13 protein-coding genes are annotated in these 14,226 nt (G+C 65.2%); 3 read left to right on the plus strand and 10 right to left on the minus strand.

From position 1 onward, the window contains the following. Positions 1–186: 186 nt before the first annotated feature. The 6 genes from AC0L3X_RS12120 to rpsT all read right to left on the minus strand — a co-directional run bounded on the left by AC0L3X_RS12120 (position 187) and on the right by rpsT (position 8,910). A complete protein-coding gene (locus tag AC0L3X_RS12120) occupies positions 187–2,370 on the minus strand; it encodes a hypothetical protein (protein WP_063980100.1) in 2,184 nt (727 codons plus the stop codon). Positions 2,371–2,476: 106 nt separating this feature from the next. Further along, on the minus strand, positions 2,477–3,220 hold the full coding sequence (locus tag AC0L3X_RS12125; RefSeq protein WP_063985953.1) for a hypothetical protein: 744 nt from the start codon (positions 3,218–3,220) through the stop codon (positions 2,477–2,479). A gap of 120 nt (positions 3,221–3,340) precedes the next feature. After that, the gene (gene recF / locus AC0L3X_RS12130) at positions 3,341–4,477 is read right to left on the minus strand and encodes a DNA replication/repair protein RecF (RefSeq protein WP_063980099.1); all 1,137 of its coding nucleotides are present in this window, start codon (positions 4,475–4,477) and stop codon (positions 3,341–3,343) included. Positions 4,478–4,586: 109 nt separating this feature from the next. Further along, positions 4,587–5,705: a DNA polymerase III subunit beta gene (gene dnaN / locus AC0L3X_RS12135; protein WP_014491013.1), complete on the minus strand. Its 1,119-nt coding sequence runs from the start codon at positions 5,703–5,705 to the stop codon at positions 4,587–4,589. Between the two features lie 280 nt (positions 5,706–5,985). Beyond that, complete coding sequence (gene dnaA / locus AC0L3X_RS12140; RefSeq protein ID WP_063980098.1) at positions 5,986–7,398, minus strand: chromosomal replication initiator protein DnaA; 1,413 nt, start codon at positions 7,396–7,398, stop codon at positions 5,986–5,988. A 1,245-nt stretch (positions 7,399–8,643) separates the two neighbouring features. After that, a complete protein-coding gene (rpsT, locus tag AC0L3X_RS12145; protein WP_028151115.1) occupies positions 8,644–8,910 on the minus strand; it encodes a 30S ribosomal protein S20 in 267 nt (88 codons plus the stop codon). 398 nt (positions 8,911–9,308) lie between these two features. Between rpsT and AC0L3X_RS12150 the strand changes: the two genes are divergently transcribed. From AC0L3X_RS12150 to AC0L3X_RS12160, 3 genes are all read left to right on the plus strand, one after another. Next, complete coding sequence (locus AC0L3X_RS12150) at positions 9,309–9,626, plus strand: hypothetical protein (protein WP_007616084.1); 318 nt, start codon at positions 9,309–9,311, stop codon at positions 9,624–9,626. 168 nt (positions 9,627–9,794) lie between these two features. After that, the gene (gene msrA / locus AC0L3X_RS12155) at positions 9,795–10,451 is read left to right on the plus strand and encodes a peptide-methionine (S)-S-oxide reductase MsrA (RefSeq protein ID WP_063980097.1); all 657 of its coding nucleotides are present in this window, start codon (positions 9,795–9,797) and stop codon (positions 10,449–10,451) included. A gap of 154 nt (positions 10,452–10,605) precedes the next feature. After that, complete coding sequence (locus AC0L3X_RS12160; RefSeq protein ID WP_028151117.1) at positions 10,606–11,352, plus strand: polysaccharide biosynthesis/export family protein; 747 nt, start codon at positions 10,606–10,608, stop codon at positions 11,350–11,352. Position 11,353: 1 nt separating this feature from the next. Here AC0L3X_RS12160 and AC0L3X_RS12165 read toward each other — a convergent pair whose 3' ends face one another. From AC0L3X_RS12165 to AC0L3X_RS12180, 4 genes are all read right to left on the minus strand, one after another. Then, positions 11,354–11,833: a hypothetical protein gene (locus AC0L3X_RS12165; protein ID WP_063980096.1), complete on the minus strand. Its 480-nt coding sequence runs from the start codon at positions 11,831–11,833 to the stop codon at positions 11,354–11,356. Between the two features lie 246 nt (positions 11,834–12,079). Continuing rightward, a complete protein-coding gene (locus tag AC0L3X_RS12170; protein WP_063980095.1) occupies positions 12,080–12,751 on the minus strand; it encodes a dienelactone hydrolase family protein in 672 nt (223 codons plus the stop codon). A 170-nt stretch (positions 12,752–12,921) separates the two neighbouring features. Further along, positions 12,922–13,257: a hypothetical protein gene (locus tag AC0L3X_RS12175; RefSeq protein ID WP_028151120.1), complete on the minus strand. Its 336-nt coding sequence runs from the start codon at positions 13,255–13,257 to the stop codon at positions 12,922–12,924. Positions 13,258–13,279: 22 nt separating this feature from the next. Further along, positions 13,280–14,044, minus strand: a complete 765-nt coding sequence (locus AC0L3X_RS12180; RefSeq protein WP_063980094.1) for an alpha/beta fold hydrolase — start codon at positions 14,042–14,044, stop codon at positions 13,280–13,282. Positions 14,045–14,226 lie beyond the last annotated feature (182 nt).

Raw genomic sequence — 14,226 nt, forward strand, 5'->3', positions numbered from 1 at the left:
TTTCTGGCTTTGAGCTATCGTCAACGTGACGGGTACGCGTCATTGCAAGCTCCCTCTTGGAGACGTCAGAACCTTGTTGACGCCTATTCGGGAGGCAACGCCGCAACGCTCTGTTGATTTAGATCAACTTTCCGCCCACGGGTCCGAAACGCCGGCTGCGCGTGGGCGCACCTGCTTCGTCGCACCTCAATACATCTGCAGCGGAAGCACGTCGCCGCTTGGCCCCACCAAGAGGCCCCAGGCGTCGCCGGCGGCTACGGTCAGGGTCTCGTTGCGAGTGGGCTGCCCGGGCAGGCGCAGCGCGTACTGGTACTTGCCGGGCGGCAGATCGAGCATCGGGCCTTTCGGCGATTGCGGGCCGCCGGCGCCGGCCGCGATCTTGATGGTCTGCTTGTTGATCGTCAGCGACGCCTCCTTCGGCCCGATATTGCCGAGCATCAGCCTCGCCTGTCCCGCCTTGGGCATGATGTCGGCCTTGGCCGCTGCCTGCGGATTCCGCTGCACCAGGCTGACCGTTGTCTCCTCCCTGGCGCGGCCGAGCTTCAGCATGGCCGGCCCCTCCGGCGAGGTGAACGCCAGCTCCGCCCGCTCGGCGGTAACAGTCGCGCCGTCAGTCTTTTCCTGCCAGCCGCGCTTGGTGAGCTCTGCGCGATAGAAGGCGAGGACATCTGAGAGCTCAGCCGGAATGCTGGCTTCAAGCTCCTTGCGGAACGACTGGTCGCTGCCGGGGAATTTCGTCGAGCTGATCCCGCTCGAGCTGCGCTGCGTCGGCACCGGCAGGGCGGAATCGGGATCGGGCTTCAGCGGCTCGGTCGATTTGGCCTGCATGGCCTTGGATTCTGTCGGTTTGGATTGTGCCGATTTGGTCTCGACCGGCTTCGCCGCGGCCACGACCAGGCCGGAGCCGGTGGCGCTGACATTCACTTTCGGGCCCATCTGCATCACGGTCATCGAGATCGACTTGCCGCCCTTGGAGAACTCCATCACCGCCATGTTGGGCTGGTTGATGACGGAGGGCTGCTCCTTCCAGCCCGCGTTCTTCAGCGATGCGCGGTAGAAGGTGCCGAGCGCCTTCACGCTCGAATTGGAGGAGAATTCGAGCCGACCGTCGCCGCCTTCGAATATCACGCCCTCGGCGGTCTCGGGCAGCGGCACCGGTGTCTTGCTGTCGGCGAGCGCATTGAGCGGCGCATCGGAGAGTCCGGCGGCCTGCACCTTGCGCCGCGCCTCGTCGGCGGCGATCATCTTCTGTGCGGCTGCTGCGGCATCGCTGAAGAACTTGTCGTCGGCCTCCTTCTTCGCCTTGGCGCGGGCGGCAAGCGCGGAGTCCTTCACCTGCACGTTCAGGCTGATCATGGTGAAATCATATTTGCGGCCAAGCCGCAGCACGCCGGTCTCCTCGGCGTTGGAGACTTTGATTGCGACTTCGTCGCCGGGCGCGAGCGGCGCGCTGCCATCTTCCTGCCAGCCGCGCGCGGCGAGCTCGCGGTGATAGAAGGCGAGCACGGCGGGCAGCTCGGCCATCGCGGCGGCCGACATCTCGCGCTTGTTGGAGCTTGCGCTGCCGAGGCCCCTGGCCGTCTTGGTCGGGGTTGGCCGCGGCAGGCCGGCCAGATCGCCATCGGCCTTGAGCTCGCTGGGCAGCGCGAAGGGCGCGACGCGGATATCGATATTGGTGCGGCCGTCGTCGCGGCGTGTCAGCGTCAGCATCACCGGCTTCTGCTGGTAGAAGCCGGTGTCCTTGCTGTCAGGGTGCGCGTAGAAGGCGCGCAGGCCGTTGGGAACGGTTTCATCCAGGCTGGTCGTCCAGCGCGCGGCGGTTTCCGGCGTGAGTTTCTGCCAGCCGATCGCGGCCATCTGGCTGGCGTAGAAATCCGACGTCGCATCGAGCGCGCTGGGCGCGATGCAGCCGAGATAGGGCCGGGTCCCATCGAACATGATGTCGCTCGCGCCGTCCGGAAACGGCACGTTCCCGTAGATCCGGTCGGTCGTGTAGTAGACCACGGATTGATCGGGCCGGCCGAGGGCCTGCGTGAAGTGAACCGAAAGGCCCTGCCGTCCCTTCTTGAAGTTCAGATTGGTGCTCTTCTCCTCCAGCGGCCTCACATAGAGCACCCAGCCGTCGGCGCTGAGGAGTTTCTTCACCGCCGGCGATGTCACGGCTTCCGGCGTCGGCATGCGGTATTCGACGCGGTAGGGATCGGGGCGCGAGGTGTCTTCCACCGCGCCCTCGAGCTGCGGCAGCGCATGGACGTCGACGATGCCTCCGTCGGCGGCGGCCGCGGTCGAGCAGCTCGCCATCAGGACAAGGCCGCAGGCAAGCAGCTGCCATCGTGCCGGGACTGGCGTCCCGCGCGGGATCATCGACATCGTCACGTCTCCAGGATATCGCGCACGGCTCAGGCGTGCGCATTTGCAGGCTGCGACACCGTCGGCGCGGCCTCAGACGAGAAGTCGCGGCAGAAACCCGGGAGGTTCAATACAGCAGGAGCGGCGACCATGCCTCTCCGTCGCGCCCGACCGTAAGCTCCCAGGTATCGCCGGCAGCGAAGTTGAGGATGTTCGTCGTGGCTGGATGGCCCGGCACGCTCACCTCGTAGGAATATCTGCCGGGCTGCAGATCCAGCGAAACCGCGTAGGCGCCGGCGGCGTGCTTGATGGTCCGGTCGTTGATCGTGAGCGAGGCTTCCGTTTCGCTGATATTGGAGAACACCAGCTTCGCCTGGCCGGGCTCGGGCATCACGTTCGCATTGGCCGCGACAGATGCGTTCTTCTGCACGAGATTGACGGCGGTGCTGGCGTCTTTGCGGTCGAGCGCCAGCATGCCAGGTCCGAGCGGGGAGGCGAAGGCGAGCTTGACGTGATCGGCGGAGACCACCGCGCCATCGCGCTGCTCCTGCCAGCCGAGCTTGCTGAGTTCGGTGCGGTAGAAGGCGAGGACGTCGCCGAGCTCGGCGGGCACGGTGGCCTCCAGCCTTGTGCGGAGTGGCGTTTCAATGCCCTTGACGACGGTGGTGTGCGTTCCTCGGTAGCTGTAACGGGTCGGCGCGGGCAGCTTGGCAGCGGGGTCCGGCGTGAGTGCCGACGCGAACAGCGGCGACAGATGCGGCACCCAGGCGCTGGCGCTTGCTGCGAGCATGCAGACCGCAAGCAAGAGGAGGCCGCACGCAAAGGCCAGCCATTGAGCCGGGACTCGCGCCCCGGTCCTTACCGTCCGCATCTCATTCTCCAGGGTTTTCGCGCGTGACGTCATTTGCGCGCTGGCGACGGCCGTGACAGGCATCGCCACGGCCTCAAAAGGCTAGTCGCGATTGCAAACGGCCGGGTTCAACGGCGCGGTCTAGCGCCGGGCGGAGACACGTCCGCTCTCGACGTCAAAGACGTCGCCGCCTGCGCCAATGTCGGCAAAGGCGGCGGGGTCGGCGCCGGTCAGCCACACCTGCGCGCCGAGCTTGCGCAGCTCCTCGAACAGCGCCGCGCGCCGGTTCGGATCGAGATGCGCGACGACCTCGTCGAGCAACAGCAGCGGCACGATGGCGGTCATCTCAGCGACCAGGCTCGCATGCGCCAGCACGAGGCCAATCAGCAGCGCCTTCTGCTCGCCGGTCGAGGCATCGCGCGCCGGCATGCTTTTCGGCGCATAGATCACCTGGAGATCGGTGAGGTGCGGGCCGTCGGTGGTGCGGCCGGCGATGGCGTCGCGCGGGCGGTTGTCGCGCAGGATCTGGCGGTAGCGGTCCTCGACCGACGTCGCGGTCTCCGTGAGCAGCGCATTCTCCATCCAGCCGTCCAGCGCGATTTGCGCGGACGGAAAGGCGGATTCCTGCGCGCGGGCGTTGAGCATGCCGGTGAGGCGCGCTGCGGTCTGGCCGCGCGTTGCGGCGACCGCGACCGCAAGCTCCGCGGTCTCGCGCTCGATCGCATCACACCAATGGTCGTCGTAATTGCGCGTCTCGAGCAGGCGGTTGCGCGAGCGCAGGGAGCGTTCGAGCGCGGAGATGCGGCTGGAATGCTCGCTGTCGATCGCCAGCACCAGGCGGTCGAAGAAGCGCCGCCGCTCGGAGGCCGCGCCCATGAACAGCCCGTCCATCGCCGGCGTCAGCCACACCATGCGGATATGGTCGCCGAAGGCGGTGGCCGAATTGACCGGCTCGCGGTCAATGCGGCAGCGCCGGCTGACTGTGGCGTCCGCGCGCGGCGCGTCGATGCCGGTGCCGAGCGTGGCGAGCCCCAGCGCGCCCTCGACCTGCGCCGACACCGCCCAGGAGCCGTCGCCCTGGTTGTCGGCAACATCTTCCAGCGTGGCGCGCCGCAAGCCGCGGCCCGGCGACAGGAACGAGATCGCCTCGATGCAATTGGTCTTGCCGGCCCCGTTCGGCCCGACCAGCGCCACCATGTCAGCCGCCGTCTCGAGCCCCGCCGCCCGATAATTGCGAAAATGCGTCAGCGTCAGGCGTTGAATGCGGGAGGGGGTCATATCACTCTGTCATTGCCGGGCACCCACGTTCTCAGGCTCCCAAGACGTGGATGGCCGGGACAAGCCCGGCCATGACGTATGTAGGCAATGCGAAGGAGGCCGGTAGGCCTCACACCCGCATCGGCATCAGCACGTAGAGCGCGCTCTTGTCGTCCTTGTCCTGCACCAGGGTCGGCGAGCCGGGGTCGGCGAGCTTCAGCGTGGCGACGTCGCCTTCGATCTGGGCGGCGATGTCGAGGAGGTAGCGCGAGTTGAAGCCGATATCGAGGGCGTCGGAGGCGTATTCGACTTCGAGCTCTTCGGTCGCGCTGCCGGAATCAGGGTTGGTGACCGATAGCACCAGCTTGCCCGGCGACAGCGAGAGCTTCACGGCCCGGCCGCGCTCGCTGGAGATGGTGGAGACGCGGTCGACCGCGTTCTCGAAATCCTTCTTGTCGACGACGAGTTCCTTGTCGTTGCCCTGCGGGATCACGCGGCCATAGTCGGGGAAGGTGCCGTCGATCAGCTTCGAGGTCAGCACCACATTGCCGATCGTGAAGCGGATCTTGGCCTGCGACAGCTCGATCGTGACTTCGGCCTCGTTGTCCTCGATCAGGCGCTGCACCTCGCCGACGGTTTTCCGCGGCACGATCACGCCGGGCATGCCGTCGGCGCCCTTGGGCTGGACCAGGTCGAGCTGGGCGAGCCGGTGGCCGTCGGTGGCAACGCCGCGCAGGGTGGCGGCCGTGGCCGTGCCCGCGGCGTGCAGATAGATGCCGTTGAGATAATAGCGCGTCTCTTCGGTCGAGATCGCGAACTGGGTGCGGTCGATCAGCCGCTTGACGTCCTTGGCGGCGAGCGAGAACGAGTGCGACATGTCGCCGGCGGCGAGATCCGGGAAATCATTCTCCGGCAGGGTCTGCAGCGTGAAGCGCGAGCGGCCGGCGCGGATCGCCAGCACGGCGCGGTCGCCGTCGGCCTCCAGCACGATCTGCGAGCCATCGGGCAGCTTGCGCACGATGTCGTAGAACATGTGCGCCGGCACGGTGGTGGAGCCCGCGGTCGCGGTTTCGGCCGGGAGCGTCTCGGTCACCTCGAGGTCGAGGTCGGTCGCCTTCAGCGACAATTTCGCGTTCTCGGCGCGGACCAGCACGTTGCCGAGGATCGGAATGGTGTTGCGGCGCTCGACCACGCGGTGGACATGACCCAGCGATTTCAGGAGTTGCGCGCGTTCGACCGTAACCTTCATTGCACTACTCGCCCGATCCCCAAGGAAACACAACGTTGGAAAAGCCGGGCGGCGGGACGCGCGCCACGGCATCGAAGACCCCGAAAAGCCGGATCATCCAGCCGATATGACCAAAGCCGTCAGGGTCGCGCAAGGTGGCGCGGAAAGCCATCCGTTTCAAGGGATTGCGGGGTGGTTCCCCACGATTTACAGCCCAAAAGGAGGGCGGCCGTCCCGGCAAACGAACACCGCCGCCCAGGCATGGCCGGGGCGGCGGGAGAATGGCAGGAGCCTTAGGCGTTTATTCCTGAAGCTGGCGCTTCAGCGACTCGACTTCCTCGGACAGCGCCGTGTCCTTGTTGACCAGCGCCTCGATCTTGCGCACGGCGTGCAGCACCGTGGTGTGGTCGCGCCCGCCGAAGCGGCGGCCGATCTCGGGCAGCGAGCGCAGGGTCAGCGTCTTGGCGAGATACATCGCCACCTGGCGCGGACGGACCACGTTGGCGGTGCGGCGCGAGGACAGGAGGTCGGAACGGCTGACATTATACTGCCGCGCCACCACGCGCTGGATGTCCTCGATCTTGATCCGCTTCGGCTCCTGCGGCCGGACCAGATCGCGCACCTCGCGCTCGGCCATCTCCAGCGTCACCGGCTGGTTGTTCAGCTTCGAATGCGCGAGAAGCCGGTTGATCGCGCCTTCGAGGTCGCGGCCGTTATGGGTGATGGTGCGCGCCAGATAGAGCAGCACCTCCTCCGGCACGTCGAAGGTGGCGTGATGGGCGCGGGCCGCCGCGACGCGCGACTTCAAGATGCCATGCCGCAGTTCTTCGCCGAGCGAGCCCATCTCGACCACGAGGCCGCCGGCGAGGCGCGAGCGCACGCGATCGTCGAGGCTTTCGAGGTCGGACGGCGGACGGTCGGCCGCGATCACGACCTGGCGGCCGGCATCGATCAGCGCGTTCAGCGTGTGACAGAACTCGGCCTGGGTCGACTTGCCCTGCAGGAACTGGAGGTCGTCGATTACGAGCACGTCGATGCCGCGCAGCGCTTCCTTGAAGGCGAGCGCCGTCTGCGTCTTCAGCGCGGCGACGAAGCCGTACATGAATTTTTCGGCCGTGAGATACAGCACCTTGCGCTCGTTGCCGGAATTGCCGGCCCAGGTCACGGCCTGGAGCAGATGCGTCTTGCCGAGGCCAACGCCGGCATGGATGTAGAGCGGATTGAACATGACGGGATCGCCGCGACGCCCTTCGGCGACCTGACGAGCCGCCGCATGCGCCAGCGTGTTGGAGCGGCCGACGACGAAGCTTGCAAAGGTCAGGCGCGGATCGAGCGGCGAGCCGCCGAGCGCGTCGTGGTTTGCGGAGACCGGCGCAGTCGCCGTCGAGCGCAGTTCCGGCGCGGGCGCGCGGCGTGTTTCGACCGGCGCAGGCGTCTCCTTCTGCTGCACGACCGGGCGCACCGCGGAGCGAACGGTGAGATCGATGCGATGAACTTCCGGCGCCTCGGCCTGCCAGCACGACAGTACGCGCTCGGCATAATGCGCCTGAATCCAGCTCTTCAGGAAGCGCGTCGGCACCGAGAGCCGCACGCTCTCCTCCTGCACGCCTTCCAGATCCATACGGGCGAACCAGCTCGTATAGACGTCTTCGCCTACGTTCGAGCGCAGCCGGCTCTTCACGCGTGACCAGCGATCCTGTTCCGATGTGTTCATCGTCAAAAAACTTCTATTGAGAGATAAAGTTGCGTTGTGAGTGCCATGAAGGGGTCCCGCCAGGATCCTTCAAAGGGCACGACCTCGAGCGATTCCATCGTCGGACACAGCTCCGCCGTTCGGCGCGAACGCCGCGGGTCGGACTAGCGATGTCAGAGATGGAGGGGTCGCGAGGTCAGCGCGTACTCGGCGCTCCGTCACACGCGGGAGGCTGGAGGTTGGGCTGATCTAAACCGGCATCGTTGGAGTAGGTGGCTTGTTTCAATACCGCGTTGAGTCCGTAAGACATGATACCCTCCCCGTCCTGCCGTGATTGCTCACGGCAAGGTCCTGCGTGTCCTGAAGACAACTGCGACTGAAGTCGCCGATGTCCCGCCCGTCTGCACTGTTCGTCCGCTCGGCTACGCCATCACGTGTGTCGCGGTAGTTTCATGACATCTCTCGTTTGCGTCTGGCGCGAGCGGGATCGAAGATCCCACTTGGAGACATTCAGACAAAGAGCTACCGTTCCCATATTGCTATGGGTTTTGAACCGACAATCGCTTGTTGAAGCGTCGCCTACGTGCACACCGCCGCCGATTTGCACGCTCGCCCCGTTTCTAAAACCGCGCTGGTCTTGAGATCGTGGGCGCTGCGGACGACTTAAGGAATACACTATGCGGAAAGACTCGCAACGAAATTGATTCACACTTGAGGCGACTAAAAACTTGACCAGCGTTAACGGCGCGCGGGAGTTGTGCACAGGCTTGCGAGCAAGAGTTTGAATCCGTGCACAGATTCGAAGGCGCCGCGCGTCATGTGACAAATCTCCGCCACCGCCAAAAATTTTTTACAAAAGCGTCACGCGCACGCCTTGCGGGCAATTTTTCCAAATGCTTGTCGGCGCTATGTCGATAAGTGATTATTGAGACACCGCTTTTTGAGTCTCGTTTCGCAGGGTAACTCCATCGCGAGCCGGTTCCGGGAAAACTACGGTGTGCAGAACTCTCGCGCGCGCGGATTCAACTTAAGCCCGCCCCGCAGGGGTTTTTCGCAGCGCAGTGAAAGTTTCCGCTGTTGCAAAAACATCCGCCAGTGAAATTACGGGCGCAGCGCAGCGAAGACGACACGAGTCTTCCAACGGAAGAGTGGTCGCCCAACGACCGCAAGCGTGAATTGTGACAGGCAACAAAAAGCCCGGCGCGAGCCGGGCTGATTGACGAGCGCGATGTCGATCCGATCAGTCGATCGGATGACTCGACGAGCTTACTTCGCGAGCTTGGCGATCTGCGCGGTGAGCCGGGAGACTTTGCGGCTCGCGTTGTTCTTGTGAACGATGTTGCGCTGCGCGGCCTGCATCAGCGCGGGCTCGGCGCTCGCCATCGCCTTCAGCGCGGCGGCGCGGTCGCCGGTGGCGATGGCTTCTTCGACGGTACGCACGGCACCGCGCATCTGGGTGCGGCGCGACTTGTTGACGGCAGTGCGGCGGGCGATCTTGCGCGTCGCTTTCTTGGCGGAAGTGGTATTGGCCATGGTCTCAATATCCTTTGCGGTACCGGTCGCGTCTTGGTCGGGTAGCGCCGGCTGCTTGACCGCTTAATCGACGCTCGGATTTAGGGTGTTCGGTTGCTGGGCTGTTCCCGGAACATGAGCGACGGCCTTGCGGTCGTCTCTGAGGCTCCAAGCCTTTAAAGCTCATGGAGCCTGCAACTGCTCAAAGAACAGCGGCGGCAGGATTGCGCCCACCGCCAGTTGGCGCCCTTATAGAGGGGGTCTGCGGCACCGTCAACGCTTTCCGGGGCTGGAAAACAGGCCCTGAGAGCTCCAGCGCGCGCCGTAACGCCCTGAAGAGGTTGAATTTCTGCCGTCGCCCGGCTATTGGCTGGCGGCATTGCAGAGGTCGTCCGATCGGACGACCATATAGGTGAGGCATGATCCGCGGCTTTTTCCGACTGATTGGGCTGTTGCTGCTGGCCGGCGGGTTCATCTTCATGGTCTATGACGGCGCCCGCTGGGTGGCCGACCAGACCCTGCGGTTCACCCGGTTCGGCCAGTTCTGGAACGACATCAACCAGGCCAGCCAGACGGCGTTCCGCACCTGGGTCGAGGCCAAGGCGCCCTGGCTCTGGACCTCGGTGATCCGCCTCGTGCTGGATCAGCCGGTGTTCGCCGTGCTCGGCATTTTGGGCATCCTGCTGATGATCCTGTTCCGCCCGCGGAAGCCGCTGATCGGTTATTCCCGGGATTGATCTTTCAATTCCCGCCGAGACTGAACCTCGCGTTGACGGCAGCCGTAACAGGGCTGCCCCCTCCTGCGTAGATACCTATATTCCCACCTTGATCGCGAGCGCGCCGCCTGAGCCCTTGGCTTGTTGCATTGGCTCAAGCGACGGACAGCTCGTCTCGGAGAGCCAATCATGCTGTTCATGCGCAAGACCACCGCATTGCCGAGCGCCACGGAAGCGCTGCCGGGCCGTGCGCAAGCCATTCCCACCGCGACCACCCATTTCGTCAACGGCGCGAAGTTGCAGCCGCCTTATCCCGCGGGCCTCGAGCAGGCCGTGTTTGGGCTCGGCTGCTTCTGGGGCGCCGAGCGCAAATTCTGGCAGCTAGGCGACGGTGTCTACGCGACCGCTGTCGGCTATGCAGGCGGCCACACGCCGAACCCGACCTATGAGGAGACCTGTTCGGGACGCACCGGCCACACCGAAGTGGTGCTGGTCGTGTTCGATCCGAAGAAGATCTCTTACGAGAAACTCCTGAAGACGTTCTGGGAGAGCCACAACCCGACGCAGGGCATGCGCCAGGGCAACGATGTCGGCACGCAGTACCGAAGCGCGATCTACACTTATTCAGATGCGCAGAAGAAAGCGGCCGATGAATCGAAGGCGCTCTATCAGAAGGCGCTTGCTGCAAAAGGTCTCGGCGCCATCACGACCGAGATCGCGCCCGCCGGCGCGTTCTATTTCGCCGAGGACTACCATCAGCAATATCTGGCGAAGAACCCCGCCGGCTATTGCGGCCTCGGCGGCACCGGCGTGTCCTGCCCGATCGGCGTGGGCGTGAGTGCGTAAGTTCGCCACGAACAACTCGTCATGCCCGGGACAAGCCCGGCATGACGGAGTGTGCGGTGTCATCGCATCCGCATTGCCGCGCTGCCCCCCTCAACGCTTTGTTAACCATAACCGGTGCATGACTGGACCGTCTCGTTTCGAGGGATTAGGTCCGGTGCCGGTTGCACGCGCGTTTCGATGGTCGATCTTGACAGCCTCCTTGGCAGCGTCCGCCGCGCTTGCCCTCGGCGGCTGCATGCAGACCGCCGGTCCCGTCGCGGTCATGCAGCCCCGTGCCGATCTCGACTCCATGGCCTATGGTCAGCCCTATGGCGCACCACAGCCGGTCGTCGTCGCCGACGGTGGCGGCGCCATCGGCGCGCTGCGCAATTCCTTTGCCTCGTCGCCTGCACCCATGCCGGTCGGCTACGCCGCGCCGATGGCGGCGCCGGTGCGCTACGACTCCTCCTATCATCTCGATGCCGGCGACAGGCTGCGCGTCGTGGTCTACGGCCAGGAAGGCCTCACCAACAGCTATGCCATCGATGCCGGCGGTTCGATCACCATGCCGCTGATCGGTGGAGTGCCGGCCCGCGGCCGCACCCCGGCGGGTCTCGCCGGTGAAATCGCCGCGCGCCTCCGCAACGGTTACATCCGCGAGCCCTCGGTCGCGGTCGAGATCGAAGCCTACCGCCCGTTCTTCATCCTCGGCGAAGTCACCGCACCCGGCCAGTATCCTTACGTGCCGAACATGACGGTCGAAAGCGCGGTCGCGATCGCCGGCGGCTTCTCGCCCCGCGCCAAGCGCGACGTGGTCACCGTGACGCACACCGAAGCCGGCGGCGCGATGCGCGCCATCGTCCCGCTCGGCACTCCCTTGAGCCCCGGCGACACCGTGTTCGTCGGTGAGCGCTGGTTCTAGCTCACCGCCTGAAATCCAGCCGTCCGTTCGGAAAGCATCCGTCGATGCGCGTGCCATCGACCACGAGCCCGACCCATGGCCGCGTGATCGCAGGCGTGGTCAGGTTGATGTACTTTCCGACTAGGCGCGCGCCCTCGCGCGCAGCATCGATCAGGCCGTGCCGGCGGCCATGGTCCCAGTCGAAACGCAGATAGATCCGGCTTCCCGCGACGCGGACTTCGGCGCGCCCCTCTTTCCATCTGTCCGGCGTATCGCCTGCAATGGTCGGATCGGCGCCACCATTCCATCTGCTAGCCCAGATGCCTTCGAGCGGATCGGAGAGGGCGGCAATGGATGTCCATGCCGCCGCGTTGATGTCGGCCGCATCGCCGGCCAGCGTCGCGGTCGCCGCGTAGTCCATGACTTCAGAATCGTCCGGGCCCGGGACGTCCATGGTTCCGAACGGATTGCGGATGACGAGGTGCGTGATGGCTTGCTGCATGGCGATCTCCCGGCGCGAGTTGGTTTGATCGGCCAGCTCTATCGCCGGGTGCCGTGATGCAGCCACCCGATTCCTGCTCTGAGGCCAGACGCACACACTCGCTCTGTCATTCCGGGGCGCGACGAAGTCGCGAGCTATAATGCGCAATTGCGCATCTGAGAATCCATAACCCCAGTTCGTGGTTATGGATTCCGGGCCTGCGCCTTGCGGCGCATCCCGGAATGACAGCGGAGAGAGCCGCGCGCGCTATTTCAAATGCTTCGCGAAAAATTCCATCGAGCGCGGCCAGGCGACATCCGAGCTCGCCTTGTCGTAGCTCGGCCGCTCGTCGCAATGGAAGCCGTGCTGGGCGCCTGGATAGATGAAGACCGCCACATCCGGCCGCTTCGCCTTGACGGTCTCGACGTCGGTCAGGGGAATGCCGGCATCCTTCTCGCCGAAATGCAGTTGCGTCGGCGCCTTCGGTTTCTCGTCGGCAAAGCGCACCACGGCGCCGCCGTAATAGCCGATCGCGGCCTTCAGGCCCGACAGCCGCGTCGCCGCGACAAAGGCAACGCTGCCGCCCAGGCAAAAGCCGATGATGCCGACCGGCCCGACGCTCTTCACCGCGTCGATCGCGGCCTGCGTGTCGCGCAGCATCGCGTCCCAGTCGGGACTGGCGACGAACTTGCGCGCCTCGGCGATCTCGTCGGGCGTGTAGCCCGACTGGAAGTTCGGCGAGGTCCGGTCGAAGATCGACGGCGCGATCGCGACATAGCCTTCCCTGGCGATACGGTCGCAGACCGAGCGGATGTGGTGATTGACCCCAAAGATCTCCTGGATCACCACCACCGCGCCCTTCGGGGCGCCTGAGGGATTGGCGCGATAGGCGCCGAGCTGGAAATTGTCGGAAGCCGTCAGCTTGATGTCTTGTCCCACGCGGGTTGTCCTTCTTGGTTACTACGAACTCTAATCTCTCCCCTCATCCTGAGGAGCGCGTCAGCGCGTCTCGAAGGATGGAGGCCGAGAAGCAGCAGCGTGGCCTTCATCCTTCGAGACGCTTGCTCCGCAAGCTCCTCAGGATGAGGGGAGGCGGCTGTGCGTCGCTCTCACTCCCACATCCAGTTCTCGCCGTAGTCTTCCTTCCATCCCGCCAGCCGTCCGTGACGGAACTGCAGGAACAGGCGATGGCGGTAGGGGATCAGTCCGCTGCCGCCGAGGTTGCGAAGCGCGAGATAGATCTCGTTGCCGGGCCGCCCGCGCACATATTGCAGAGGCTGCCCCAGTGCCCGCGCGGTCTGCTCGGCATCCATGCCGAAGGCGAGCGGCGTGTTGTTCGACAAGGTCGCAACGAAGGGCCGGCGCGGCGGCGTGCCGCCGAACGGTTCTGCCTGCGCAGACATCGATAGCAGCACCGCGCTCGCAGCCAGTATCGCTTGCTTCATTGCCAGTGTCCTTCCGACCGTCCTATCCCGGCAAGTTCTTCAGGAAAGGCGTCACCGCGTCAATAAAAGCCTTGGGCTGATCGATGTTGACGGCGTGACCAGCGGCGGGGATCACGACCTTTTGTGCGCCGGGGATCTTTGTGGCCATGTAGTCGGACGCCGCAAGGAACGGCGCGTCGTCGGCGCCGACCACGACGAGGCTGGGCACCTTGATGTCGGGGAGCAGCTCGATCACGCGGGCATCGCGCTGGGTCAGCATGCCGCGTGCGGCGAGCGCCAATCCCCTGGCGTTGCGATGGCTCGCGGTGGCGCGCTCGCGTGTCGCCGACTTCAGCATGTCGAGACCTTCATGGTCGAGCTTGTCGGCGGTCGCTAGCGCCCGTGCATTCCAGGCCTCGCGCGCGTCGTCCTTCTTGAAGCCGGGGCCGGTGTCGATGATCAGCAGGGCACGGGCGCGTTGCGGGTAAGCGCGATAGAACGCGAGCGACATGTAGCCGCCGAGCGAGAGCCCGCCGATGATGGCGCGCTCGGCGCCGACTGCATCGAGGATCGCGGCCATGTCGCCGACGGTGCGCGCTTCGCTATAGGCATGGGGATCGTCGGGATAGTCGGACTGGCCGTGGCCGCGCATGTCCCACAGGACGAGCTTGTGGTCCCTCGCGAGCGCGTCGACCTGGCCATGCCACATCGCCGAGGTCGAGGAATAGCCGTGAGTGAGCAGCAGCGGCGGACCCGCGCCGTGAACCTCGTAGTAGATCCCGACGCCGTCCCGATCGATTTTTGGCATTGCTTCCGCCCTTGTCGTTCTATCTAGCCACGATGACGGTGCACCCTCGCCCCTTGTGGGAGAGGGTGGCTCGCCGCGATAGCGGCGAGACGGGTGAGGGGTATCTCTCCGCCCGCACACCTGCGTTTGCGGAGACAACCCCTCATCCGGCGCTTCGCGCCACCTTCTCCCACAAGGGGAGA

The organism is Bradyrhizobium sp. MI1.7, from assembly GCF_055811795.1.

Bases quoted from the DNA above. Each gene is read 5' to 3' on its own strand.
- AC0L3X_RS12120 (WP_063980100.1), bottom strand. From the start codon at position 2,370: ATGTCGATGATCCCGCGCGGGACGCCAGTCCCGGCACGATGGCAGCTG.
- AC0L3X_RS12125 (WP_063985953.1), bottom strand. From the start codon at position 3,220: ATGCGGACGGTAAGGACCGGGGCGCGAGTCCCGGCTCAATGGCTGGCC.
- recF (WP_063980099.1), bottom strand. From the start codon at position 4,477: ATGACCCCCTCCCGCATTCAACGCCTGACGCTGACGCATTTTCGCAAT.
- dnaN (WP_014491013.1), bottom strand. From the start codon at position 5,705: ATGAAGGTTACGGTCGAACGCGCGCAACTCCTGAAATCGCTGGGTCAT.
- dnaA (WP_063980098.1), bottom strand. From the start codon at position 7,398: ATGAACACATCGGAACAGGATCGCTGGTCACGCGTGAAGAGCCGGCTG.
- rpsT (WP_028151115.1), bottom strand. From the start codon at position 8,910: ATGGCCAATACCACTTCCGCCAAGAAAGCGACGCGCAAGATCGCCCGC.
- AC0L3X_RS12150 (WP_007616084.1), top strand. From the start codon at position 9,309: ATGATCCGCGGCTTTTTCCGACTGATTGGGCTGTTGCTGCTGGCCGGC.
- msrA (WP_063980097.1), top strand. From the start codon at position 9,795: ATGCTGTTCATGCGCAAGACCACCGCATTGCCGAGCGCCACGGAAGCG.
- AC0L3X_RS12165 (WP_063980096.1), bottom strand. From the start codon at position 11,833: ATGCAGCAAGCCATCACGCACCTCGTCATCCGCAATCCGTTCGGAACC.
- AC0L3X_RS12175 (WP_028151120.1), bottom strand. From the start codon at position 13,257: ATGAAGCAAGCGATACTGGCTGCGAGCGCGGTGCTGCTATCGATGTCT.
- AC0L3X_RS12180 (WP_063980094.1), bottom strand. From the start codon at position 14,044: ATGCCAAAAATCGATCGGGACGGCGTCGGGATCTACTACGAGGTTCAC.